The sequence below is a fragment of the Nocardia yamanashiensis NBRC 100130 genome (assembly GCF_001613325.1).
Taxonomy (GTDB): domain Bacteria; phylum Actinomycetota; class Actinomycetes; order Mycobacteriales; family Mycobacteriaceae; genus Nocardia; species Nocardia yamanashiensis.
The window spans coordinates 133,459-153,920 of record NZ_BDCD01000014.1; the positions used below are offsets into that span (position 1 = coordinate 133,459).

Annotated in this window: 19 protein-coding genes; 5 read left to right on the plus strand and 14 right to left on the minus strand. The window is 66.8% G+C overall.

The window, feature by feature from the left end; genetic code table 11:
* Positions 1–49: 49 nt before the first annotated feature.
* On the plus strand, positions 50–859 hold the full coding sequence (locus NY1_RS15215) for a MerR family transcriptional regulator (protein WP_067712846.1): 810 nt from the start codon (positions 50–52) through the stop codon (positions 857–859).
* Between the two features lie 2 nt (positions 860–861).
* Here NY1_RS15215 and NY1_RS15220 read toward each other — a convergent pair whose 3' ends face one another.
* The gene (locus NY1_RS15220; protein WP_157762256.1) at positions 862–1,617 is read right to left on the minus strand and encodes a class I SAM-dependent methyltransferase; all 756 of its coding nucleotides are present in this window, start codon (positions 1,615–1,617) and stop codon (positions 862–864) included.
* A 251-nt stretch (positions 1,618–1,868) separates the two neighbouring features.
* Here NY1_RS15220 and NY1_RS15225 point away from each other — a divergent pair, with 251 nt between their 5' ends.
* Together NY1_RS15225 and NY1_RS15230 are read left to right on the plus strand one after the other, a co-directional pair.
* Entirely contained in the window at positions 1,869–3,077 is a 1,209-nt protein-coding gene (locus tag NY1_RS15225) for an MFS transporter (RefSeq protein ID WP_067712852.1), read from the plus strand.
* Positions 3,062–3,802, plus strand: a complete 741-nt coding sequence (locus tag NY1_RS15230; protein WP_067712855.1) for an SDR family NAD(P)-dependent oxidoreductase — start codon at positions 3,062–3,064, stop codon at positions 3,800–3,802. Before NY1_RS15225 ends, NY1_RS15230 begins: the two co-directional genes overlap by 16 nt.
* A 96-nt stretch (positions 3,803–3,898) precedes the next feature.
* Here the strand turns inward: NY1_RS15230 and NY1_RS15235 are convergent, their stop codons facing one another.
* The 9 genes from NY1_RS15235 to uraD all read right to left on the minus strand — a co-directional run bounded on the left by NY1_RS15235 (position 3,899) and on the right by uraD (position 13,332).
* A complete protein-coding gene (locus tag NY1_RS15235; RefSeq protein WP_067712858.1) occupies positions 3,899–5,005 on the minus strand; it encodes an XdhC family protein in 1,107 nt (368 codons plus the stop codon).
* A 2-nt stretch (positions 5,006–5,007) separates the two neighbouring features.
* Positions 5,008–6,453, minus strand: a complete 1,446-nt coding sequence (locus tag NY1_RS15240; protein WP_067712861.1) for an NCS2 family permease — start codon at positions 6,451–6,453, stop codon at positions 5,008–5,010.
* A 128-nt stretch (positions 6,454–6,581) separates the two neighbouring features.
* Positions 6,582–8,915 carry a xanthine dehydrogenase family protein molybdopterin-binding subunit gene (locus tag NY1_RS15245; RefSeq protein ID WP_174567193.1) on the minus strand — a complete coding sequence of 778 codons (2,334 nt, stop codon included), beginning with the start codon at positions 8,913–8,915 and terminating at the stop codon, positions 6,582–6,584.
* Positions 8,912–10,264, minus strand: coding sequence for an 8-oxoguanine deaminase (locus NY1_RS15250; RefSeq protein WP_067712863.1), 1,353 nt, complete (start codon positions 10,262–10,264; stop codon positions 8,912–8,914). The genes NY1_RS15245 and NY1_RS15250 overlap by 4 nt, the downstream gene beginning before the upstream one ends.
* The gene (locus NY1_RS15255; protein ID WP_067712866.1) at positions 10,261–10,734 is read right to left on the minus strand and encodes a (2Fe-2S)-binding protein; all 474 of its coding nucleotides are present in this window, start codon (positions 10,732–10,734) and stop codon (positions 10,261–10,263) included. Before NY1_RS15255 ends, NY1_RS15250 begins: the two co-directional genes overlap by 4 nt.
* Positions 10,734–11,606 carry an FAD binding domain-containing protein gene (locus NY1_RS15260; RefSeq protein WP_067713568.1) on the minus strand — a complete coding sequence of 291 codons (873 nt, stop codon included), beginning with the start codon at positions 11,604–11,606 and terminating at the stop codon, positions 10,734–10,736. The genes NY1_RS15255 and NY1_RS15260 overlap by 1 nt, the downstream gene beginning before the upstream one ends.
* Before the next feature lie 17 nt (positions 11,607–11,623).
* Positions 11,624–12,496 carry a factor-independent urate hydroxylase gene (gene pucL, locus NY1_RS15265; RefSeq protein ID WP_067712868.1) on the minus strand — a complete coding sequence of 291 codons (873 nt, stop codon included), beginning with the start codon at positions 12,494–12,496 and terminating at the stop codon, positions 11,624–11,626.
* Positions 12,497–12,499: 3 nt separating this feature from the next.
* Complete coding sequence (gene uraH, locus NY1_RS15270) at positions 12,500–12,799, minus strand: hydroxyisourate hydrolase (protein WP_067712871.1); 300 nt, start codon at positions 12,797–12,799, stop codon at positions 12,500–12,502.
* On the minus strand, positions 12,796–13,332 hold the full coding sequence (gene uraD / locus NY1_RS15275) for a 2-oxo-4-hydroxy-4-carboxy-5-ureidoimidazoline decarboxylase (protein ID WP_067712873.1): 537 nt from the start codon (positions 13,330–13,332) through the stop codon (positions 12,796–12,798). Before uraD ends, uraH begins: the two co-directional genes overlap by 4 nt.
* Before the next feature lie 161 nt (positions 13,333–13,493).
* On the opposite strand from uraD, the gene NY1_RS15280 reads away from it, so the two are divergent.
* Entirely contained in the window at positions 13,494–15,002 is a 1,509-nt protein-coding gene (locus NY1_RS15280) for a PucR family transcriptional regulator (protein ID WP_067712876.1), read from the plus strand.
* A 19-nt stretch (positions 15,003–15,021) separates the two neighbouring features.
* On the opposite strand, the gene NY1_RS15285 is transcribed toward NY1_RS15280, so the two are convergent.
* The 3 genes from NY1_RS15285 to NY1_RS15295 are packed head-to-tail and all read right to left on the minus strand — an operon-like array spanning position 15,022 to position 18,316.
* On the minus strand, positions 15,022–17,403 hold the full coding sequence (locus NY1_RS15285) for an ATP-binding cassette domain-containing protein (RefSeq protein ID WP_067712878.1): 2,382 nt from the start codon (positions 17,401–17,403) through the stop codon (positions 15,022–15,024).
* Positions 17,404–17,420: 17 nt separating this feature from the next.
* Positions 17,421–17,831: a VOC family protein gene (locus NY1_RS15290; RefSeq protein ID WP_067713570.1), complete on the minus strand. Its 411-nt coding sequence runs from the start codon at positions 17,829–17,831 to the stop codon at positions 17,421–17,423.
* Positions 17,832–17,836: 5 nt separating this feature from the next.
* On the minus strand, positions 17,837–18,316 hold the full coding sequence (locus NY1_RS15295; RefSeq protein ID WP_084534992.1) for a helix-turn-helix transcriptional regulator: 480 nt from the start codon (positions 18,314–18,316) through the stop codon (positions 17,837–17,839).
* Positions 18,317–18,543: 227 nt separating this feature from the next.
* On the opposite strand from NY1_RS15295, the gene NY1_RS15300 reads away from it, so the two are divergent.
* Positions 18,544–19,449, plus strand: coding sequence for an aromatic prenyltransferase (locus NY1_RS15300; RefSeq protein ID WP_067712883.1), 906 nt, complete (start codon positions 18,544–18,546; stop codon positions 19,447–19,449).
* Between the two features lie 8 nt (positions 19,450–19,457).
* Here the strand turns inward: NY1_RS15300 and NY1_RS15305 are convergent, their stop codons facing one another.
* On the minus strand, positions 19,458–20,459 hold the full coding sequence (locus tag NY1_RS15305) for an ABC transporter substrate-binding protein (RefSeq protein WP_067712886.1): 1,002 nt from the start codon (positions 20,457–20,459) through the stop codon (positions 19,458–19,460).
* Positions 20,460–20,462: the final 3 nt, after the last annotated feature.

Genomic DNA, 20,462 nt, shown 5'->3' on the forward strand with positions numbered 1-20,462 from the left:
CGCGGCGCTTGACCCTGACACCGTGTCAGGCGGTTGACTCGTAGCCATCATGTTCACCATCGGAGACTTCGCCAGGCACGGCCGAGTATCGGTCCGGATGCTGCGTCACTACGACGCGACCGGGCTGCTGCGGCCCGCCCACGTCGACCCGGCCACCGGCTACCGCTACTACACCGCCGCCCAATTGGCCCGCCTCAACCGCGTCATCGCGCTCAAGGATCTCGGCTTCACCCTCCAGCAGGTCCAGACCATCCTGGACGAGAAGGTCACCACCGAGGAACTGCGCGCCATGCTGCGGCTGCGGCGCGCCGAACTGGAGTCGGCGATGACGGCCGCGGCGGCCCGGCTCACCCAGGTCGAGGCGCGGCTCCGCTCCATAGAAAGCGAGGGTCAGATGCCCACCGACGACGTCGTCCTCAAATCCCTGCCGTCCATCCGGATCGCCGAACTCAGTGGCGTAGCAACAGGTTTCGACGCCATCGCCCCCGTCATCCAGCCTCTCTACGACGAGCTGTTCCAGCGCCTGCAAGCCGCCGGCATCGCTCCCGCCGGCCTCGGCGTCGCCTATTACGAGGACGCCCCCGACGGCGGCGTCCTCGTCCACGCCGGCGTAGAGGTGTCCGCGCCCCTGTGCGACGAGTACGGCCTCCGCATCCACGACCTGCCGCCGATCGAACAGGCCGCGACGATATTGCACCGCGGCGCAATGGAAGCCGTCCTCCCCACCTTGCAGACCCTGGGCCGCTGGATCGACGCCAACGGTTACCGCTCCGCCGGCTACCCCCGCGAAATCAGCCTCGAATGCCCCGCCAACCACGGCGAATGGGTGACCGAACTGCAAGAACCCCTGACGAAGTAGCCCTACTCCGAATACAGAACGAAGAACAGAAAACACAGGAACCGCGTGCCGGTGCGCTCATCGAACAACTCCGGAAACACCTCCCGCGCACCGGGCAACGCCCCCGGCTCACTGATCACCCCGATCCGAAACCCCGCCTCGGCGAACGCATCCGTCATCGCATGCAACGGCCGATCCCAGAAACTCAACCGAGCCGTCTGCCCACCCATGGTCCACTCGTCCACCCGATTCCGGGTCTCGAAGTAGTTGGTCTCCTTCCCCTCCAGCCGCTGCCCCAGAAAATTCGCGAACGGATGCTCCACCGACACGATCATCCTGCCGCCAGGCACCAGCACCCGCCGCAATTCCCCCAACGCCGGCCCCCAATCCTCCAGATAGTGCAGCACCAACGACGCGACAACGTCATCGAACGCCCCATCCGAAAACGGCAGCGGCTCACCCAAATCCCCGAACCTCAAATCCACCTCGGGTCCGAGCCGCCGCCGAGCCAGCTCCAACATCCCCCCACTCGAATCCATCCCCGTCATCACCGCCCCACGATCCCGCAACTCCCCCAGCACAATCCCGGACCCGCACCCCACATCGAGAATCCGCCGCCCAGCCACCTCCCCTGCCAGCTCCAAAATCGCTGGCCGGTTGTAATACAGGTGCAGCAGGCCACTCTCGTTCTCGGCGTCATACCCCTCGGCAATGCTGTCGTAGGCACTTGCCCGAACCCCATCGACAGCACGCGCAGAACCTTCAGGAAGTGAAGTCATACAACCCATCCTGCCGTGGCCCGCCGGTGCGCTGCCTTCAGCGGAGGGAGAATTTCATCGGATCGAGGGGACATCGCCTGGTCGGTACAGCCCGTCGAGCAGCGACAGTCGGCCGGACCCCCTACAGCTCATCGACTATCCCCACGCGTTCACTACGAGGCGCAAAACCCTTGCGGGCCAAGCCGATATCGTGATTGCCTCGGACGGGTCCGTGTGTGGCGCAGGCGTCGGGGGTTTCGAGAGGAGTTCTCGTGTCCATCCAGAGCGGTACCGCCTTGCAGGTGGGCTATCGGCCGGCGTTGTGGTCGGTGCGGTTGATGTTCCTGCTCTCCGGTTTGCTCTTCGCCAGCTGGGCGGCGCGAATACCGACGGTCAAGGACAGCGCCGGACTCGATGACGCCGGGTTGGCCATCGTGTTCGCCGGGTTGAACATCGGGGCGATCGCCGGATTGCAGCTGGGTAAGCACGTCACGTTGAGGTTCGGGAGCAAGGCGACACTTCGGGTCGCGGTGCCCGTGTTCGCGGTGTGCCTACCGGGTCTCCTGTTGGTGCCCAACCGGGTCGGATTGACCATTGCCGCAGTCATTTTCGCGATGGCGAACAGCGTCGTGGACGTGGCCATGAACGCCCACGGCGTCGCCGTCGAAAAGCTGAGCGGCCGTTCGCTGCTCTCCGGCATCCACGCCTACTTCAGCCTCGGACTGGTCAGCGGCTCCCTACTCGGTGCGACCGCCGAACGAGCGAACCTCTCACTAACGCTGCACTTTTGGATCATCGCACTACTCGCGATCGCCATCGCGTCCATACGCACCCGCAAACTACTACCGTCAGCCGTCGACCGTGTCGGACAGGAATCCACCGAACCGAGTAACAACCGCCAGTGGCCCACCCGCCTGCTCATCCTCGGCCTACTCGCATTTGCCGTCGCCCTCATCGAGGGCGCCGCGAACGACTGGTCAGCCGTCTACCTCCGCGACGAAACCGGCTCCAGCGGAACAACCGCCGCCATCGGTTTCGCCATCTTCGCGATCGGCATGACCCTCGGCAGACTACTGGGCGACCACCTGGTAGCAACCTTCGGCCGCATCCGCCCCTTCCTCGCCGGCACTCTCACCGCCGGCCTCGGCTTCGGCACAGCCCTCCTCATAGGCGGCACCACCCCAGCCCTGATCGGCCTGGCCCTCCTAGGCTTCGGCATCTCCTACACCCTCCCCCTCACCTTCTCCGCCGGCGGCGACCTACCGGGCATCCCCACAGCCCGCGCAATAGCCAACATCTCCATCCTCGGCTACTGCGGCTTCTTCACCGGCCCAGTCCTCATCGGCTTCATAGCCCACCACTGGACCCTGACCACCGCCCTCACCATCCCCGTCGCAATCGCCCTCCTAGCCACCCTCGGCTCCCGCGCCCTCGCCCCAACCGACAACCACGAGAAGGACCACAAATGCGAAATTCAGTAATCACCGGAGGGGGCACCGGAATCGGACGCGCGATCGCCCACCGTCTGGCCGCCGAAGGAGACTCGGTGCTCATCATCGGACGTCGGCCGTCCGTCCTCCAAGCAACCGCGAAGGAGATCAACGCCGATATCGGAGCCGATCGCGTCACCACGGCGGCAGCGGACCTGACCGAGCCCGGACAGGTTCAGGAACTGGCCGCAAGGATCACCGCACAAGGAAACATAGACGTCCTGATAAACAACGCCGGCGGCAATCCAGCGATCGCGGCAAAAAGCCTCGAAGATACCGCAGCGGCGTACACCGACGCCTTCAGATTGAACGTCCTCACGGCAGTCTTGCTGACCGAAGCACTGATCCCGCACATAACAAGTCCCGGCGGCAGAATCGTCTCCGTGAGCTCCATCGCCGCCCTACGCGGCGCCGGCCCCTACGGCGCCGCGAAAGCAGCCCTACACGGCTGGTCGATAGGCCTGGCGCAACAGCTTGCACCACAAGGCATCACGGTCAACGTCGTAGCCCCCGGTTTCGTCCCCGCCACAGAATTCTGGACCGACCGCCTCACCCCCGAACTCGAAGCCGACCGCATCTCACAAGTCCCCCTCGGCCGCGCCGGCACCCCAGCCGAAATCGCGGCCGGCATAGCCCATCTCGCCTCCCCCGACGCAGGCTGGACGACGGGTCAGATCCTCCAGATCAACGGTGGTGCCCTACTCGGCCGCGGCTGAGTCGACGATGCGTGCTCCGGACCCATGGATCCGGGAACGCGAAAGTCCTCTCGGCCCCCTCATGGCCGAGAGGACTCTTCGGGTCCCCGGAAGTGGTTATGCGGCTGACATTTCCACGGTGTCGGGGATTTGGATGGTGGGGGTGGGGACGGTGTCTCGGTGGATGGGGCCGGGGTTGGTGGTGAGGGGGTGGCCGGTGCCGCCGCGGCGGGTGGCCACGATCTCGGCGGCGATGGAGACGGCTGTCTCCTCGGGTGTACGGCCGCCGAGATCGAGCCCGATGGGTGAGCGGAGCCGCGCCAGTTCGGCTTCGGTCACCCCGGCTTCGCGGAGACGGGACAGGCGGTCTTCGTGGGTGCGGCGGGAACCCATGGCGCCGACGAAGGCCACCGGGAGGCGGAGGGCCACTTCCAACAGGGGGACATCGAATTTGGCGTCGTGGGTGAGTACGCACAGGACCGTTCTGGCGTCTACGTGGGTTTGGGACAGGTAGCGGTCGGGCCATTGGACGACTACTTCGTCGGCTTCGGGGAAGCGGGCCCGGGTGGCGAAGATGGGGCGGGCGTCGCAGACGGTGACGTGGTAGCCGAGGAATTTGCCGATGCGGGCCACGGCGGCGGCGAAGTCGATGGCGCCGAAGACGATCATCCGCGGTGGCGGGACCGAGGATTCGATGAAGACGGTGACTTCGGCGTCATCGCAGCCGATGGTGCGCAGGCCGGTGGCGCCGGCGTCGAGCATGGCGCGGGCTTCGGCGAGGACGGTGGGGTGGAAGGCTTCGCCTTCGGTCCACCAATCCCCCAGTGCCACAGCCTTTCCGGTGCGCACGTCGCGGACCAGTGCCGCGGACCCTTCGGCCCGCAGCATCGCTCCGATGGCGGCCCGGTTCAGCGCCGTCACCGGCTGCACCAGCACTTCGATGGTGCCCCCGCAGGTCAATCCGACCGCGAAGGCGTCGGCATCGCTGTAGCCGAAGGTTTCGCGCAGGGTTTCCCCGGTGCGCAGCGCCTCGCGGCACAGCTCGTAGACGGCGCCCTCGACGCAGCCGCCGGAGATGCTGCCCACCACGGTGCCGTCGGTGTCGACCGCGAGGGCCGCGCCGACCGGCCGGGGTGCGCTGCCGCCGATGGAGACGATCGAGGCCACGGCGTAATACTTCTGTGCCGCATGCCATTCCAGGAGTTGTGCCGCGATGTCGCGCATGATTACCCTCCGAGCACCAGTTCGATGGCCGAGATACCGAAGTAGGCGGCGAAGACCAAGCTCACCACGCCTACCAGCCAATGGATTTCGCGGAACTTGCCCCGCGCGGCCTTGATCACCACGTAGGCGATGAGGCCCGCGCCCACGCCGTTGGTGATCGAGTAGGTGAACGGCATCAGCGCGATGGTGATGAACGCCGGCACCGCCACCTCCAGATCCGACCAGTCGATCTTGCGGGCCTGGGTCATCATCAGCGCGCCCACCAGCACCAGGGCCGGCGCCGCGGCCTGGATCGGCACCACGGCCGCCAGCGGGGTGAAGAAGATCGCCGCGCAGAACAATCCGCCGGTGACCACCGAGGTGAGTCCGGTACGAGCGCCCTCACCGACACCCGTAGCCGATTCCACGTACACCGTGGATCCCGCGCCGCCGCTCGCGCCACCGATGATCTGCGCGACGCCGTCCACGGTCAGGATCTTGCCCATGCCGGGCACGGTGCCCTTCTCGTCGGTCAGCCCGGCCTCGTCACAGACGCCGAAAACCGTTCCCATGGCATCGAAGAACCCGGTCAGCACCAGGGTGAACAGCACCACGCTGGCGATCAGCCCGCCGGCCCGGGCGAACCCGCCGAACAGGTCGATATTCAGCATGAGCCCGAAATCCGGTGCGGCGAAGAACTTCGACGGCGCCTCGGGCACCACGGTCCCCCACGCCTTGGGATCGATGGTCGCCCAGGCATTGATGGCGACGGCCAGCACGGTCGAGATCAGGATGCTGATCAGGATCGCGCCCGGGATCTTGCGGATGAACAGCGCCAGCATCACCAGCAGCCCGACCGCGAAAACCACCACGGGCCAACCCTGTAGATGCCCGTCCACGCCGAGGGTGACCGGCGGCCCGCCCGCCGCGCCGTGCCCGACCACGCCCGAGGAGACCAGGCCGATCATGGCGATGAACATGCCGATCCCGACGCCGATGGCGTTCTTCAAAGACAGCGGAATCGCATTGATGATCATGGTCCGCAGCCCGGTGGCCGCCATGATCACGATGACGATGCCCATCAGCACCACCAGGCCCATGGTCTGCGCCCAGGTCATGTGCGGGGCCGCCTGATACGCGACCACCGGGACCACGCCGAGACCGGCGGCCAGGGCGAGCGGGACGTTGCCGACCAATCCCATCAGGACGGTGGACAATCCGGCCGAGAAGGCGGTTGCTGTAGTTAGCTGGGCGATGCTGAGCTTGCTGCCGTCCACATCGGTGACGCCGCCCAATATCAGCGGGACCAGCAATATGACATACGCCATAGCGACGAATGTGGTTATGCCGCCGCGCACTTCACGCGATACAGTGGATTTGCGCTCGCTGATGTGAAAGAAGCGATCCAGGGCCGAACGGCTGGGAGCCGTGGTAGCTGTGGCGGTCTTCGGGGACTGAACTTGGGTCATGGCTGCCCTCCTAAGGGCGTAGCCGACCTACGCTCGGAAGTTGCACCTTCCGAGCGCGGACTCGGTGTTCTGTTGTGGGGTCCCTACCGTGATCCGCCCTCTCGCGAATCACGGTCTGCCCCTGTTGATCAACTGTTCCGGATGATGTCTTCCGGTCGTACCGGCACCCGGGTGATGTTCCCGGTGCCGCCCCGCTTGCGGCAGGCGTCGCGAATGGCCGCGGCGATGGCCGGCGTGGAGGAGAGCGTCGGCGGTTCGCCCGCGCCGCGCAGACCATACGGTGCGCGCGGATCGGGCAGTTCGAGGATCTCCAGCTGCTGCGGGGGCGTGTCGAGAATGGTGGGAATCAGATAGTCCGTGAAGGACGGGTTCCGCACCTTGCCGTTGGTTACCTGAATTTCCTCCATAACTGCCAGTCCGAGGCCCTGGATGGAGCCGCCGTGGATCTGACCTTCCAGCGCGAGCCGGTTCATGATCTTGCCGACGTCCTGGACCGCGTCCAGCGCAACGACTTTCACCAGTCCCAGTTCGGTGTCGACGTCCACCACGGCCCGGTGCACGCAGACCGCGAGCTGGGTGTGGCTGTCGCCCTGACCGGTGACCGGGTCCATCCGGGTGGTCGGCTGATGGTGGTATTCGCGGGTCTGCTCGATGACCCGATCGCCGAGCACGTCGGCGATGGCGGCCAGCACTTCCCCGCTGTCGGTGACGATCTTGCCGCCGACCAGTTGCAGGAAACCGTGGCTGCCCAGCTGGTTCCGGGCCAGCACGAGGAGTTCGTCGCGCACGGCCTGGCAGGCGGTCATCACCGCGCCGCCGGTCATGTACGACTGCCGTGACGCCGAGGACGAGCCGGAACTGCCCACCGCATTGTCGGCCGGATGGATGACCACCCGTTCGATGCCGAGTTCGGTGCGCGCGATCTGCGCCTCGATGGTGATCAGGCCCTGGCCGACCTCGGCGGCCGCGGTGTGCACCAGCGCAACCGGTTCACCGCCGATGACTTCCAGGCGCACCCGCGCGGTGGAGTAATCGTCGAACCCCTCGGAGAAGCAGATGTTCTTGATGCCGACGCCGTAACCGATGCCCCGGTACACGCCCTCGCCGTGGGTGGTCTGCGACGCCCCGCCCGGCAGATTGCGGATATCCGAACTGTCCACGGCCGCAGGCAGTTCCATGTCCTTGAGGGTGTCCAGCATGTCCGCGAGCGGCGTCGGCGCGTGCAGCACCTGACCGGTGGCGAGCTTGGATCCCTCGGAGACGGCATTGATCTGGCGCACCAGCACCGGATCCAGTTCGAGGGTCTCGGCGACCTTGTCCATCATGGATTCGTGCGCGAAACACGCTTGCACCGCGCCGAATCCGCGCATGGCCCCGCACGGCGGGTTGTTGGTGTAGACGCCGTAGGTGTCGATCTCGAGGTGCGGGATCTCGTACGGCCCGACGGCCAGCGAGGCGGCGTTGCCGACCACGTTCTGGGTGGCCGAGGTGTACGCGCCGCCGTCCAGGACGATGAGCACCTTGGCGTAGGTGATCTTGCCGGTGGCGGTGACGCCGTACTCGTACCGCATCTTGGCCGGATGGCGATGCACGTGCCCGAAGAAGGATTCCTCGCGGTTGTACATCATCTTGATGGGCTTGCGGGTGCGCATGGCGAGCATGCCGGCGTGGATCTGCATCGAGATGTCCTCGCGCCCACCGAAAGCGCCGCCGATCCCGGCCATGGTCATCCGGACCTGGTCCTCTCGCAGACCCAGGCAGGGCAGGATCTGCGACAGGTCCCAGTGCAGCCACTGGGTGGCGACGTAGAACTCGAGCGACCCGTCCTCGGCCGGAATGACCAGGCCCGATTCCGGTCCCAGGAACGCCTGGTCCTGGATGCCGACCTCGTACTCCTCGCTCACCACGATGCTGGCGAGTTCCCGGCCGACATTGATATCGCCCAGTCGCACCGGCTGGTAGCGGGTGATCCCGCCGCGCTCCTGCACCTTGAGCTCGTCCGGATTCTCGATGACCGCCATCGGATCGACGATCGGTTCGAGCAGCTCCCATTCGATCTCGATGAGTTGCGTTGCGCGCCGGGCGATCTCGGGATGATCCGCGGCGACCAGGGCGATGGGCTCGCCGTGATGGCGGACCTCGCCGAAGGCCAGCACCGGCTGATCCCAGGTGTGGTCGAGCCCGTACACCTTGCGGCCCGGCACGTCCTCGTGGGTGAGGACGGCGTGCACACCCGGCAGGGCCAGGGCCTTGGTGGTGTCGATGCCGAGGATCTTGGCGCGCACGTGCGGGCTGCGCAGGGTCGCGCCCCAGAGCATGCCGTCGATCCACAGATCCGAGGTGTAGGCGAATTCGCCCTTGACCTTCAGGTTCCCGTCCGGCCGCAGCGGGCTCTCGCCGACCCCGCCCTTGCCGGGCACCGCGACCTCGTGCGGGAAGTTGGTGGTACGAAAGGTGGTCATCGTGCCTCCTGACGCATGATGCGCTCGCGTGCCGCGACGCCGTTGCGCCCGACCTGATCGTGCGCGACCGTCTTGAGTTCGTCGTTCGCCACGACGGTATTGCCGCCGACGAGCAGACGCGCCAGCGGCGGCTGCGGGCCGAAGACCAGCGAGCACACCGGATCCTCGAGGGCCGCACGGAAACCGTCGACCCGCCAGATGGCGATATCGGCCAGCTTCCCGGGTTCCAGGGACCCGATCTCGTTCTGCCGCCCCAGGTTTCGCGCACCGCCGAGGGTGCCGATCTCGAGGGCCTGACGCGCGGTGAGCGCCTTGGGGCCGTGCACGGCGCGCTGGAACAGCAGCGCCTGCCGCATCTCCCCGGCCATGGAGGTCAGTTCGGAGGAGGCCGCGCCGTCCACGCCGAGGCCGACGGGCGCGCCGGCGGCGAGCAGATCCATCACCCGGGCGATGCCGGCGCCGAGCCGGGCATTGGAGCTCGGGCAGTGCGCCGAACCGGTGCCGGTGTCGGCGAAACGGCGAATGTCCTTGTCGTGCAGGTGCACAGCGTGCGCGAACCACACGTCGTCGCCGAGCCAGCCGATCTTCTCCATATATTCGACCGGGGTGCAGCCCATCTGCTCGAGGCAGTGTTCTTCCTCGTCGAGGGTTTCGGCGAGATGGGTGTGCAGGCGCACGCCGTGCTGCCGGGCCAGCTGCGCCGATTCGACCATGAGCCGCTCGCTCACCGAGAACGGCGAGCAGGGCGCGACGGCCACGCGCAGCATGGAATCGAAGGACGGGTCATGGTATTTGCGGATGATCTCCTCGGTATTGAGCAGGATCTCCTCGCGGTTCTCCACGACCTCGTCCGGCGGCAGCCCGCCCTGGGACTGACCGCGGTCCATGGACCCGCGGCACGGATGGAACCGGACGCCGATCTCGCGGGCGGCCCGCACCTCGGCCTCGAACAGATCGCCGCGGCCCTTGGGGAACACGTAGTGGTGATCGGTGGAGGTGGTGGTGCCGGTCAGCGCCAGCCAGCCCAGACCCGCCGAGGCCGCGCCGTAGACGACTTCGGCGTCCATGCTGGCCCACAGGCGGTAGAGCCCGGTCAGCCATTCGAAGAGGGTGGCGTCCTGGTACAGGCCCTGGGTGGCCCATTGGTAGAGGTGGTGGTGGGTGTTGACCAGACCTGGGGTCACCAGGCATCCGGTCCCGGAGAGGCGTTCGGCTCCCACCACCGTCGGCGCGGGTCCCGCGCCGAGGGCTTCGATGCGACCGTCGTCGCCGACGATCAGGTAGCCGTTCGGGATCTCGTCCCCGACTACCGGTGCGATATAAGCGTTCTCGATTACAAGCTTGGTCATTGTCCTGCCGCCTTCCGCTCAGCCGCGAGCCGTACGGCGTCCAATACTTTCTCGTATCCGGTGCAGCGGCAGAGGTTTCCGGCGAGCGCCTCGCGGATCTCGGCATCGGAGGGATCGGGTACGCGTTCGATCAGGTCGTGCGCCTGCACGATGAGCCCCGGGGTGCAGAAACCGCACTGAACCGCGCCGGCTTCGACGAAGGCCTGCTGCATGGGGTCCAGGCGTTCTCCGTTCGCCAGGCCCTCCACGGTGCGGACCGAGCGCCCCTGCACCTGACCGGCCGCGACCAGACAGGAACAAACCGGGGTGCCGTCCAGATAGACGGTGCAGGAACCACATTCGCCCTGCTCGCACGCGTTCTTGGAACCGGGCAGGCCCGCGCGCTCACGCAGCAGGTACAGCAGGCTCTCCCCTTCCCAGACGTCGTCGGCGATCTGCTGGGCGCCATTGACGGTGAATTCGACCCGCATCAGGCCGCCCTCCTCTCAGCGATGTAGTCGTTCCAGGCCCAGCCCAGCGTGCGGCGCGCCATTACCGACAGCGCGTGCTTGCGGTAGTCGGCGGTGCCGCGCACATCGTCGATGGGCTTGGCGGCCGCGGCGACCAGCACGCCGAATTCGCGGGCGAGCTCCTCGCTCAGCGGGGCCGGGTTGTCCCAGGGCAGGTTCTCGGCCAGGAAATCCTGGGCCGCGACGGGGCGCAGCGGGGTGGGCCCGGCCGAACCGATCCCTGCCCCAACGGTTTTGGTGTCGGTGTGCAGCGCGATGCCGAAGGAGCAGACCGCGATGACCATGGCATTGCGGGTGCCGACCTTGGAGAAGTACTGCGGACCGGTGGCCGGCCGCAGCCAGATGGCGCGGATCAGCTCGTCGGGCTCGAGGGAGCTCTTCTTGACCCACACGTAGTAGTCGTCGATATCGATCATGCGGGTGCCGCGCGCCGCCGATTCCACCTCGACCACCGCATTGGTGGCCAGCAGCGCCGGATGCGCGTCACCGGCGGGCGAACAGCCGCCGAGATTGCCGCCCACCGTGCCGCGATTGCGGATCTGCGGCGAACCGACCGTGCGCGAGGCCTGCGCCAGGCCCGGCAGCCGGTCCGCGTACCGGTTGATGATCTTCACGTACGGCACGCCGGAGCCGAGCCGGATGCGTCCGTCGCTCTGCTCCTGAACGGTGAACAGTTCCCGGCACGGGTTCAGGTCGAGCAGCGCGCCCGGCCGGTGCCGGTCGAAGTTCAGCTCCACCATCACATCGGTGCCGCCTTGGATCGGCACCGCTTCCGGCCGTTCGGCTTTCAGCGCGAGCGCATCGGCCCAGCTCGCAGGTTGCAGGAAATCCATCGCCATAACTCCCGTAGTCAGTCCCACGCCGGTCCGGCGGACGGGACATCGCGCACCACCGTGCCTTCGATGAGCCCGTAGGGACGGTCCGCCGCCCAGAACACCTCGTTGTCGTTGATCAGCCCGAACGGGGTCAGATCCACCTCGAAGTGGTGCTTGTTCGGCAGTTGCAGCTTGAACTCGACGATGCCCGGCACCGCCTCGAGCACCCGCTCGCCCATCGCGTACAAGGTCTGCTGCAGCGACAGGCTGTGGGTGTCGGCGAAAGCCTGGAGCAGGCAACGCTTCACGACCTCGTAGGACTTGTCCCATTCGGCGTCGGTGCCCGCGTGCCGCCACTGGGCGTTGACCTCGGTGGCCAGCACCCGGTCGCGGGTCTCGCGCAGGGTGGTGTACTTGTCCTTGATGAAACCGTGGAATTCCGACCCGGTCGAATTGAGCACCACGAGTTCCTTCAGACCCGAGACCACCCAGGCCTGCTTGCCGTCGTAATGCACCAGCGCCGTACGGGTTTCGCGGCCGGAGCGCACGAACGAGTGCGGGTGGCTGTTGAGCCCCACCACATTGCGCTCCCACTCGTATTCCTCGAGCTCGATGCGCGCGTGGTCGATGGTCGGCTGCGAGTCCACGAAGTGCCGGGCCAGGCGCAGGCCGAAATCCTCGGGCGAGGCGATGCCGTGCTGCTTGGCGAAGGCGAACACCGTGTTCTTCTGGGTGTCGGTCGGCAGCACCGCGGCATTGTCGCCGGTCAGGTGCACGTCCGCCATGTCACCGGACAGCGCCACGCCCACGTTCAGATCCCGGATCTGATGCTTCCCACCGCTTTTGGTGACCCGCACGACGCGCGTCTCCGCCTTGCCGTAACGGTTGGGACCTAGCTTGATCGACATGGTTCAGCTACCTCGATAGGTGGAGAAGGAATAGGGACTCAGCAGCAGCGGGACGTGATAGTGCTCCGCCGGATCGGTGACCCGGAATTCGATGGTCACCGTGGGGTAGAAGGGGCTGATGTCTCCGGTGTCGAAGATCAGCCGGTGCACTCCGGCCTCGGGGGCGGGCAGATCCTTGATCCGGCCGTCGGCATCGGTGCGGGCCTCGACGAGCACTTCGCCGCCGGCGGCCTCGAGCCGCACCGCGAGCCCCTCGGCGGGCCGCCCGGTCGCCGCGTTCAGCACGTGCGTGGACAAACTCATAAGAGCCCCAGCAGTTTCCGGATGCGCAGCACGGTGATCTCGGCGAGTTCGCTTCGCACCACGGCTCTTTCGTCCTCGACCGAGTTGTGCAGGCGGCGGTGCAGGGCCTCGAGCATCTCGGCGGCGCTGCGACCGGTCGCCCGGATCAGGAAGACGTGGCCGAAATGTTGCTCGTAGGCCAGATTCCGGGCCGCGATCTCGGCGAGCACCGCGGGATCGGCGGTGGCGGCGCCGGACTGCTCCTGCTGCGACCACTGCGCTTCACGCTCGCTCAGACCGGCCGAATCCGCTTCCGCCCGAGCCGCTTCCGCGCGCTCGCCGATGCGCGGATGCGCCGCCAGCGCTTCCTCCACATCCATCCAGGCCAGTTCCCCGACCCCCGACCTGGCGGCTTCCACCAGACTCGACTCGTCCGCGTACGGCCTGTTCGCCACCATTTTCCGAGCCCAGACCCGCGACGCGCAGCACGTCAGCAGCTGCGTCTCGGCTTCCTCCAGCGGCAGCGACCCGAGCCATTCCAGGCGACCCGACATCCGACCTCCATCCGTTGCTTGCTGCCGGTAAGTACACCCGTCAGCGGCATCCGGCGGCAGGGACGAGACCTCCGAACCTGTGGCCTGCTTCACACCCCCGTGTTCGTACTAACCTCCAAGCTCGGTAACCATCGCGTCACGCACTGTTAGCCTCAGCAATCATGCGGTTGCATTCCCTGCTCGCCATGACGGATCTGGGCCTCACGCTCGTTACCGGGGAGGATGAGCTCGATCGATTCGTCAGATGGGTCGTCACCACCGATATGGCGGACCCCGGCCGGTACCTGTCCGGCGGGGAGCTGGTGCTCACCGGTATGCAGTGGCGGCGCGATCCCGCCGACAGCGAGACGTTCGTGGCGGCGCTGGCGAAAGCCAAGGTCGCGGGCCTGGCCGCGGGTGACGCGCTCTACGGCGAAGTGCCCGCCGATATCGTCGACGCCTGTAAGAAACACCGAATCCCGCTGTTCCGGGTGCCCGAGCACATCGCTTTCGCCACCGTCACCGAGACCGTCAACCGGAACCTGTCCACCGGTCGCGCGGCCGATCTGACCGCGATTCTGGACCGGCACCGGCAGCTGGTGTCCGGCGGCGGCCTGGATTCGGTGCTCGATCTGATCCATCGCACGCTCGGCACGCCCTGCTGGGTAGTGACCTCCACCGGCCGGGTCGTCGCGGGCGCCAGCAAAACCCTCCCCGACCAGGTGCGGGCCGCATTGCTGACCGCGCGGCGGCTGCCGCATGTGGTTTCGCACGAGAACACCCGGTACTCGCTGTTCGCGGTGGATCCGGACCGCACCTCGCGGATCGCGGACTGGTTCGTGGTGTTCGAGAGCGATCACAAGGATTGGGCCGAAGAGCGCCGGGCGCTCACCAGCGAACTCGCGGCGGTCGTCTCGCTGGAACGGGCGCGGCAGGATGATCGGCAGAGCGCCGAGGGGCGGCTGGCGCAGGAGCTGATCGAGCTCATCGTGTCCGACGCCAAGCCCGCCGAGATCATCTCGCGGCTGGAGCTGACCGGGCTCGGGCTCTCGGACCGGTATCTGGCGGTGGCGGCGACCGCGGATTCGGGGCAGGTGCGGCCGGGTGAATTGCGGGCCGTGCTGCGCGAAATCCTTTACGGCGCAAGCCCGGCCGCGGGCGTGGTGGACGGCGAGGCGATCGTGCTGGTGGCGCTGGGCGACACCACCGACCTCGACGACCGGATCCATCGCGCCATCGAGGCATTGCAGCCGGGCTTGCAGGGCAGCCGGCTCGCGGTCGGCATCAGCGGCGAGGCCGACGGCGAGGGACTGCGCGGCGCGGTGGAGGAAGCCCGCTACGCGCGCCGGATGGCCGCCGAACGGCCCAATCCCACCAGCGTGGTGCGCCACGACGAACTGGCCACCCACATGCTGCTGCTGGCCAGCGTGCCCGACGAGGTGCGGCGGATGTTCCGGGTGCGGCTGCTCGATCCCCTGGCCACCTACGACAAGGACAATCGCAGCGATCTGGTCCACACCCTCGAAACCTTCCTCGAGGTCTCCGGATCGTGGACCAAATGCGCGGATCTGCTACACCTGCACGTGAATACGCTGCGCTACCGGATTCAGCGCATCGAAGAACTCACCAATCGCGATCTGTCGCGGCTGGAGGATCGAGTGGACTTCTTCCTGGCCCTCGCCCTGAGGTAGGCGAGAGCCAGGAAAGTCGTTACGCGCCTACGTATTCGGCCAGGTGCTCGCCGGTGAGGGTGGATTTCTTGGCGACCAGGTCGGCGGGGGTGCCTTCGAAGACGATCTGGCCGCCGTCGTGGCCCGCGCCCGGGCCCAGGTCGATGATCCAGTCGGCGTGGGCCATGACGGCCTGGTGGTGTTCGACGACGATGACCGATTTGCCGCTGTCGACCAGGCGATCCAGCAGGCCGAGGAGGTTCTCCACATCGGCGAGGTGCAGGCCGGTGGTGGGCTCGTCGAGGATGTAGATGCCGCCCTTCTCGGACATGTGGGTGGCCAGTTTCAGGCGCTGGCGTTCGCCGCCGGAGAGGGTGGTCAGGGGCTGGCCGATGGTGATGTAGCCCAGGCCCACGTCGACCAGGCGGTCCAGGATCTTGTGCGCCGCGGGGAGTTTCGCCTCGCCCGCGCTGAAGAACTGTTCGGCTTCGGCGGCGGGCATGGCCAGTACTTCGCTGATGTCCTTGCCGCCGAAGTGGTAGTCCAGCACGGAGGCGTCGAAGCGTTTGCCCTCGCACACGTCGCAGACGGTGGCGACGCCGGCCATTACCGCGAGGTCGGTGTAGATGACGCCCGCGCCCTTGCAGTTCGGGCAGGCGCCCTCCGAATTCGGGCTGAACAGTGCGGGTTTGACGCCGTTGGCTTTGGCAAAGGCTTTGCGGATGTGATCGAGCAGGCCGGTGTAGGTGGCCGGGTTGCTGCGCCGGGAACCCTTGATCGCGCCCTGGTCGATCGACACCACGTCCTCGGAGGCGGGGATCGACCCGTGGACGAGGGAGCTCTTGCCCGAACCCGCCACGCCGGTGATGGCCACCAGCACGCCGAGCGGGATGTCCACGTCGACCTTGCGCAGATTGTTGGCCGTGGCGCCGCGAATTCCCAGCTTGCCGTTGGGCTTGCGGACCTTGTCCTTCACCTTGGTGCGGTCGTCGAAGTGCCGGCCGGTGATGGTGTCGCTCTCGCGCAGGCCGTCGACATCGCCCTCGAAGCAGATGGTGCCGCCGCCGGAACCCGCGCCGGGACCCAGGTCCACGATGTGATCGGCGATGGCGATGACCTCGGGCTTGTGTTCCACCACCAGCACGGTGTTGCCCTTGTCGCGCAGGCGCAGCAGCAGATCGTTCATGCGCTGGATGTCGTGCGGGTGCAGGCCCGCGGTGGGCTCGTCGAAGACGTAGGTGACGTCGGTGAGCGAGGAGCCCAGGTGCCGGATCATCTTGGTGCGCTGGGCTTCACCACCGGACAGGGTGCCAGAGGAGCGCGCCAGGCTCAGGTAGCCCAGGCCGATCTCGACGAAGGAATCGAGGGTCTGCTGCAGGTTCTCGAGCAGGGGCGCGACCGACGGTTCCTTCAGTGCGCGCACCCATTCGGCCAGATCGCTGATCTGCATGGCGCAGGCGTCGGCGATGCTGATCTTCTTGATCTTCGACGAGCGGGCCAGTTCGCTCAGCCGGGTGCCGTCGCATTCCGGGCAGGTGGTGAAGGTGATCGCGCGCTCCACGAAGGCCCGGATGTGCGGCTGCATGGCCTCGACGTCCTTGGACAGCATGGACTTCTGGATCTTGGGGATCAGGCCCTCGTAGGTGAGGTTGATGCCATCGACCTTGATCTTGGTGGGTTCCTTGTAGAGCAGATCGTTCAGCTCGCGCTTGGTGAACTTCTTGATCGGCTTGTCCGGGTCGAAAAAGCCCGCGCCGCTGAAGATCCGGCCGAACCAGCCGTCCACGCTGTAGCCGGGAATGGTCAGCGCGCCGTCGTTGAGCGACTTGTTCTCGTCATAGAGCGCGGTGAGATCGAAGTCGTTGACCGCGCCGCGGCCCTCGCAGCGCGGGCACATGCCGCCGGTGATGGAGAAACTGCGGCGCTCACGCACCTGCTGCCCGTGCTTCTCCACCGTCACCGCGCCGGCACCGCTGATCGACGCCACATTGAACGAGAACGCCTGCGGGGAACCGATATACGGCTTGCCGAGGCGGCTGAACAGGATGCGCAGCATGGCATTGGCGTCGGTGGCGGTGCCGACCGTGGAGCGCGGGTCGGCGCCCATGCGCTGCTGATCGACCAGGATGGCGGTGGTCAGGCCGTCGAGCACGTCCACGTCCGGGCGTGACATCGACGGCATGAAGCCCTGCACGAAACTGCTGTAGGTCTCGTTGATCAGCCGCTGCGATTCGGCGGCGATGGTGCCGAACACCAGCGAACTCTTACCGGACCCCGAAACGCCGGTGAACACCGTCAACCGGCGCTTCGGGATCTCGACGCTGATGTCCTTGAGGTTGTTGACGCGCGCCCCGTGCACGCGGATCAAATCGTGGCTGTCGGCCTCGTGCAGATCGGAGTGCGTCTTCTTCCTCACGGCCATGCTGTCTGTCTCCTGAATCAGTTGACTTGCTGAATACGGACCATATTGCCCGCGGGGTCACGGAAGGCGCAGTCGCGCACGCCGTAGGGCTGGTCGATGGGTTCCTGCACCACTTCGGCGCCGCTGGCCTGCACCTTCTCGAAGGTGGAGTCCACGTCCTTGGTGCCGAGCACGATGCCGGCGTAGGTGCCCTTGGCCATCATCTCGGTGATGACCTTGCGCTCGTCATCGGTGATGCCCGGATCGATGGCCGGCGGATGCAGCACGATCGCGGTATCGGGCCGATCGGCCGGGCCGACGGTCAGCCAGCGCATGCCGTTGTAGCCGACGTCCTTGCGGAGCTCGAAGCCCAGGGCATCGCGATAGAAGGCCAGGGCCGCCTCGGGGTCGTCCTGCGGAAGGAAGCTCGATTGAATGTTGATGTCCATGGCATTCACGCTATGGGTCCGCGGGGGCCCGGTGCTTCTCGATTCCTGATCGGTCTGGTCACCAGCTTCTCCACCAGGGACGGCATACCCTCCGGGGCATCCTCCATCTCCTTCTTGTAGGCGCTGGGCGACATGCCGACGAGCTCGGTGAAGCGGGTGCTGAAGGTGCCCAGCGACGAGCAGCCCACCTGGAAACAGGCCTCGGTGACGCTCACATCGCCCCGTCGCAGCAGGGCCATGGCGCGTTCGATGCGGCGGGTCATCAGATACGAATACGGCGATTCCCCGTAAGCGGCCTTGAACTGGCGGCTGAGGTGCCCGGCCGACATGTGCACGTCGCGAGCCAGCGCCTCCACGTCGAGAGGCTGCGCGTATTCGCGGTCCATACGGTCGCGCACGCGGCGCAATCGGGCGAGATCACGCAGATGCTGCTCCGGAGAGGGTCTGCTGGTCACGTGTGAAATCGTGCCACGCGATACCGACATCGGGGACACACCCGGGGGCGCGGGTCGCGGGGTCCGTGGCATAGGCATCCGCGTAGCGGCGCAACCGCCGGGTCGATCCTGCTGTTGCCCGCGGCACTCGGCCCGTTGGCGCTGAACGAGCTGGTTCCGGCAATTCCGTTGATCGCGAGAGGATTCCGCTATCTTCCAGCAGCCGCCTCGGCCGCCGACTATCCTGGGCGGAACATCGCGTCCAGGTAGGGGCACCCATGAACAGTGCGGTCACCACCACGCTCGATCAGCTTCGCCGCGACCTCCGCACCTATGCGGAGCTGGCCGAGGCGGACTATCGTCCCGAAGTCGTCGATCCGGTCCTGGCATCGCTAGCCGACGCGTGGGCGAATTCGATCGTGGGTGTCCGCACCACCACGCATCCGGTGCCGGAGCGGGAAGTCAATGCGCGCGTGCAGTTTCCGGGGGAACCGTCGGAGCTGGTCGGCACCTTGCGGGCGGATGGGCTGCTGGACTTCGTGGGGCATCCGATCGAGGCGCTGCTGACCGCGACGATGGCGGCCGCCCCCTGCCGGGCGGGCGTCGATCTCGCGGTGGGCACGGGCTTGCAGAAGATCTGGCTGATTTTCCCGCAAGTCCTCAGCGTCGACCAGGTGCTCGCGCTGCCCGGGCTGCCGGAGGCGGTTCCGGCCTACACCGGTCATCTGAAACGCTACGGCGGTGAAATCGGCATCATGGCCTTCGATTTCGCCAACCGCACCATGAACCTCTACTCGCAGGTCCTGCCACCGGGCACACTGAGCTCCGGCGATGTCGCGGAGATGCTCGCCGAGCTGGAATTGCACCCCGCGGCACCGGAAGAACTCGCCGCGCTCCCGAGCCCGTTCAATGTGTATCGCACCTTCTCCTGGACCTCGTCCGGGATGCGGCGCATCTGCTTCCCGATGCGCCATACGGCCGAGACCTTTCCGACCGGGATAGATCCGTTGCTGGCGCGGTTCGTCGAGGACGCCCCGTTCGCGGACTCGAGTCCCGGCGCGGCCCGGCGGTTCACCTTCTACGCCGCGTACGGCCCCGCCGACCGCTATTTCAAGGTCCAGGCCGAATACTCCAACACCGCCCACGCGACCTTCCCGGGAGGTGTCGCGCCGGCGGTGCGCTGAGTCGCCGATCAGCCCTGCTTGGGCCGGTCCGGACGGTAGAACCAGTCCTCGAGGGAGAAGTCCTCGCGGATCTTCTTCTGCTCCACCAGGAATTGCTTGGTGCCGGTCAGCAGCTTGATGCCCTGGGCCGAGAACAGGTCCTCGGGCAGGTAGTCGCGCTGGGCGGTGGCCCGGACCACCGCTTCGGGCGCCTTGGATTGGGAGACTTCGTAGTTCACGTAGTCGTCCCAGTGCTCCTTGGCATACTTGTTGGCCTCGTTGAGGGCGGTCTGCCAGGTCCCGCCGAAGTCGGAATGGCTGGCCAGGAACGCCTGGCTGCTCACCGAGGAACTCGTGCCCGCCAGCTCCGGGTGATTGTCCTTGACCGAGTCGATCTGGCGGAATCCCTTGGCCAGGAAGGCCCGGAAGGATGCGGACGGGTTGACGTCGGGCAACGCGACCGCGTCCACGTCACCGTTGGTGAGCGGAGCTTCGGCATCGGTGGCCAGCAGGTGGATCAGCTGGGCCTGGATGCCTTCGGCCTTCAGCGCGCCTTGCAGGTACCGGTCGATATAGGACCCGGATTGCACGCCGATCTTCTTGCCGGCCAAGTCCTTCAACGACTTGAACTCCGGGTTCTTGACGACCACGCCCGCGTTGTAGCCGACGGCGGCGATACCCAGCAGCCGCGTCTGCAAGCCGCTGCCGCGCGCCACCAGAGCGGGCGTATCGCCGTAGGTCGCCACGTCGAGGCGACCGCCGACCAGCGCCTGGTTCAGGTCCGGCCCGTTCGGGAAGCTGTACACCTCGACGGTGTCGACGCCGAGCGGTTTCAACGCCGGCAGCAGCACGCCGCGCTGGTGGGCGAACCCCACCGGGCCGGTGAGGACATTGCCGGTGCCGATGACGCCGATACGGAGGGTCTTGATCTCGGCGCGGGTGGCCGAATCGTCACCGCCGGAGCCGCAGCCGGTGACCAGCACCAGCGCAGCGGCCAGGACGGCGGGGACGAGGAGTTTCAGGGAGCGCATGGA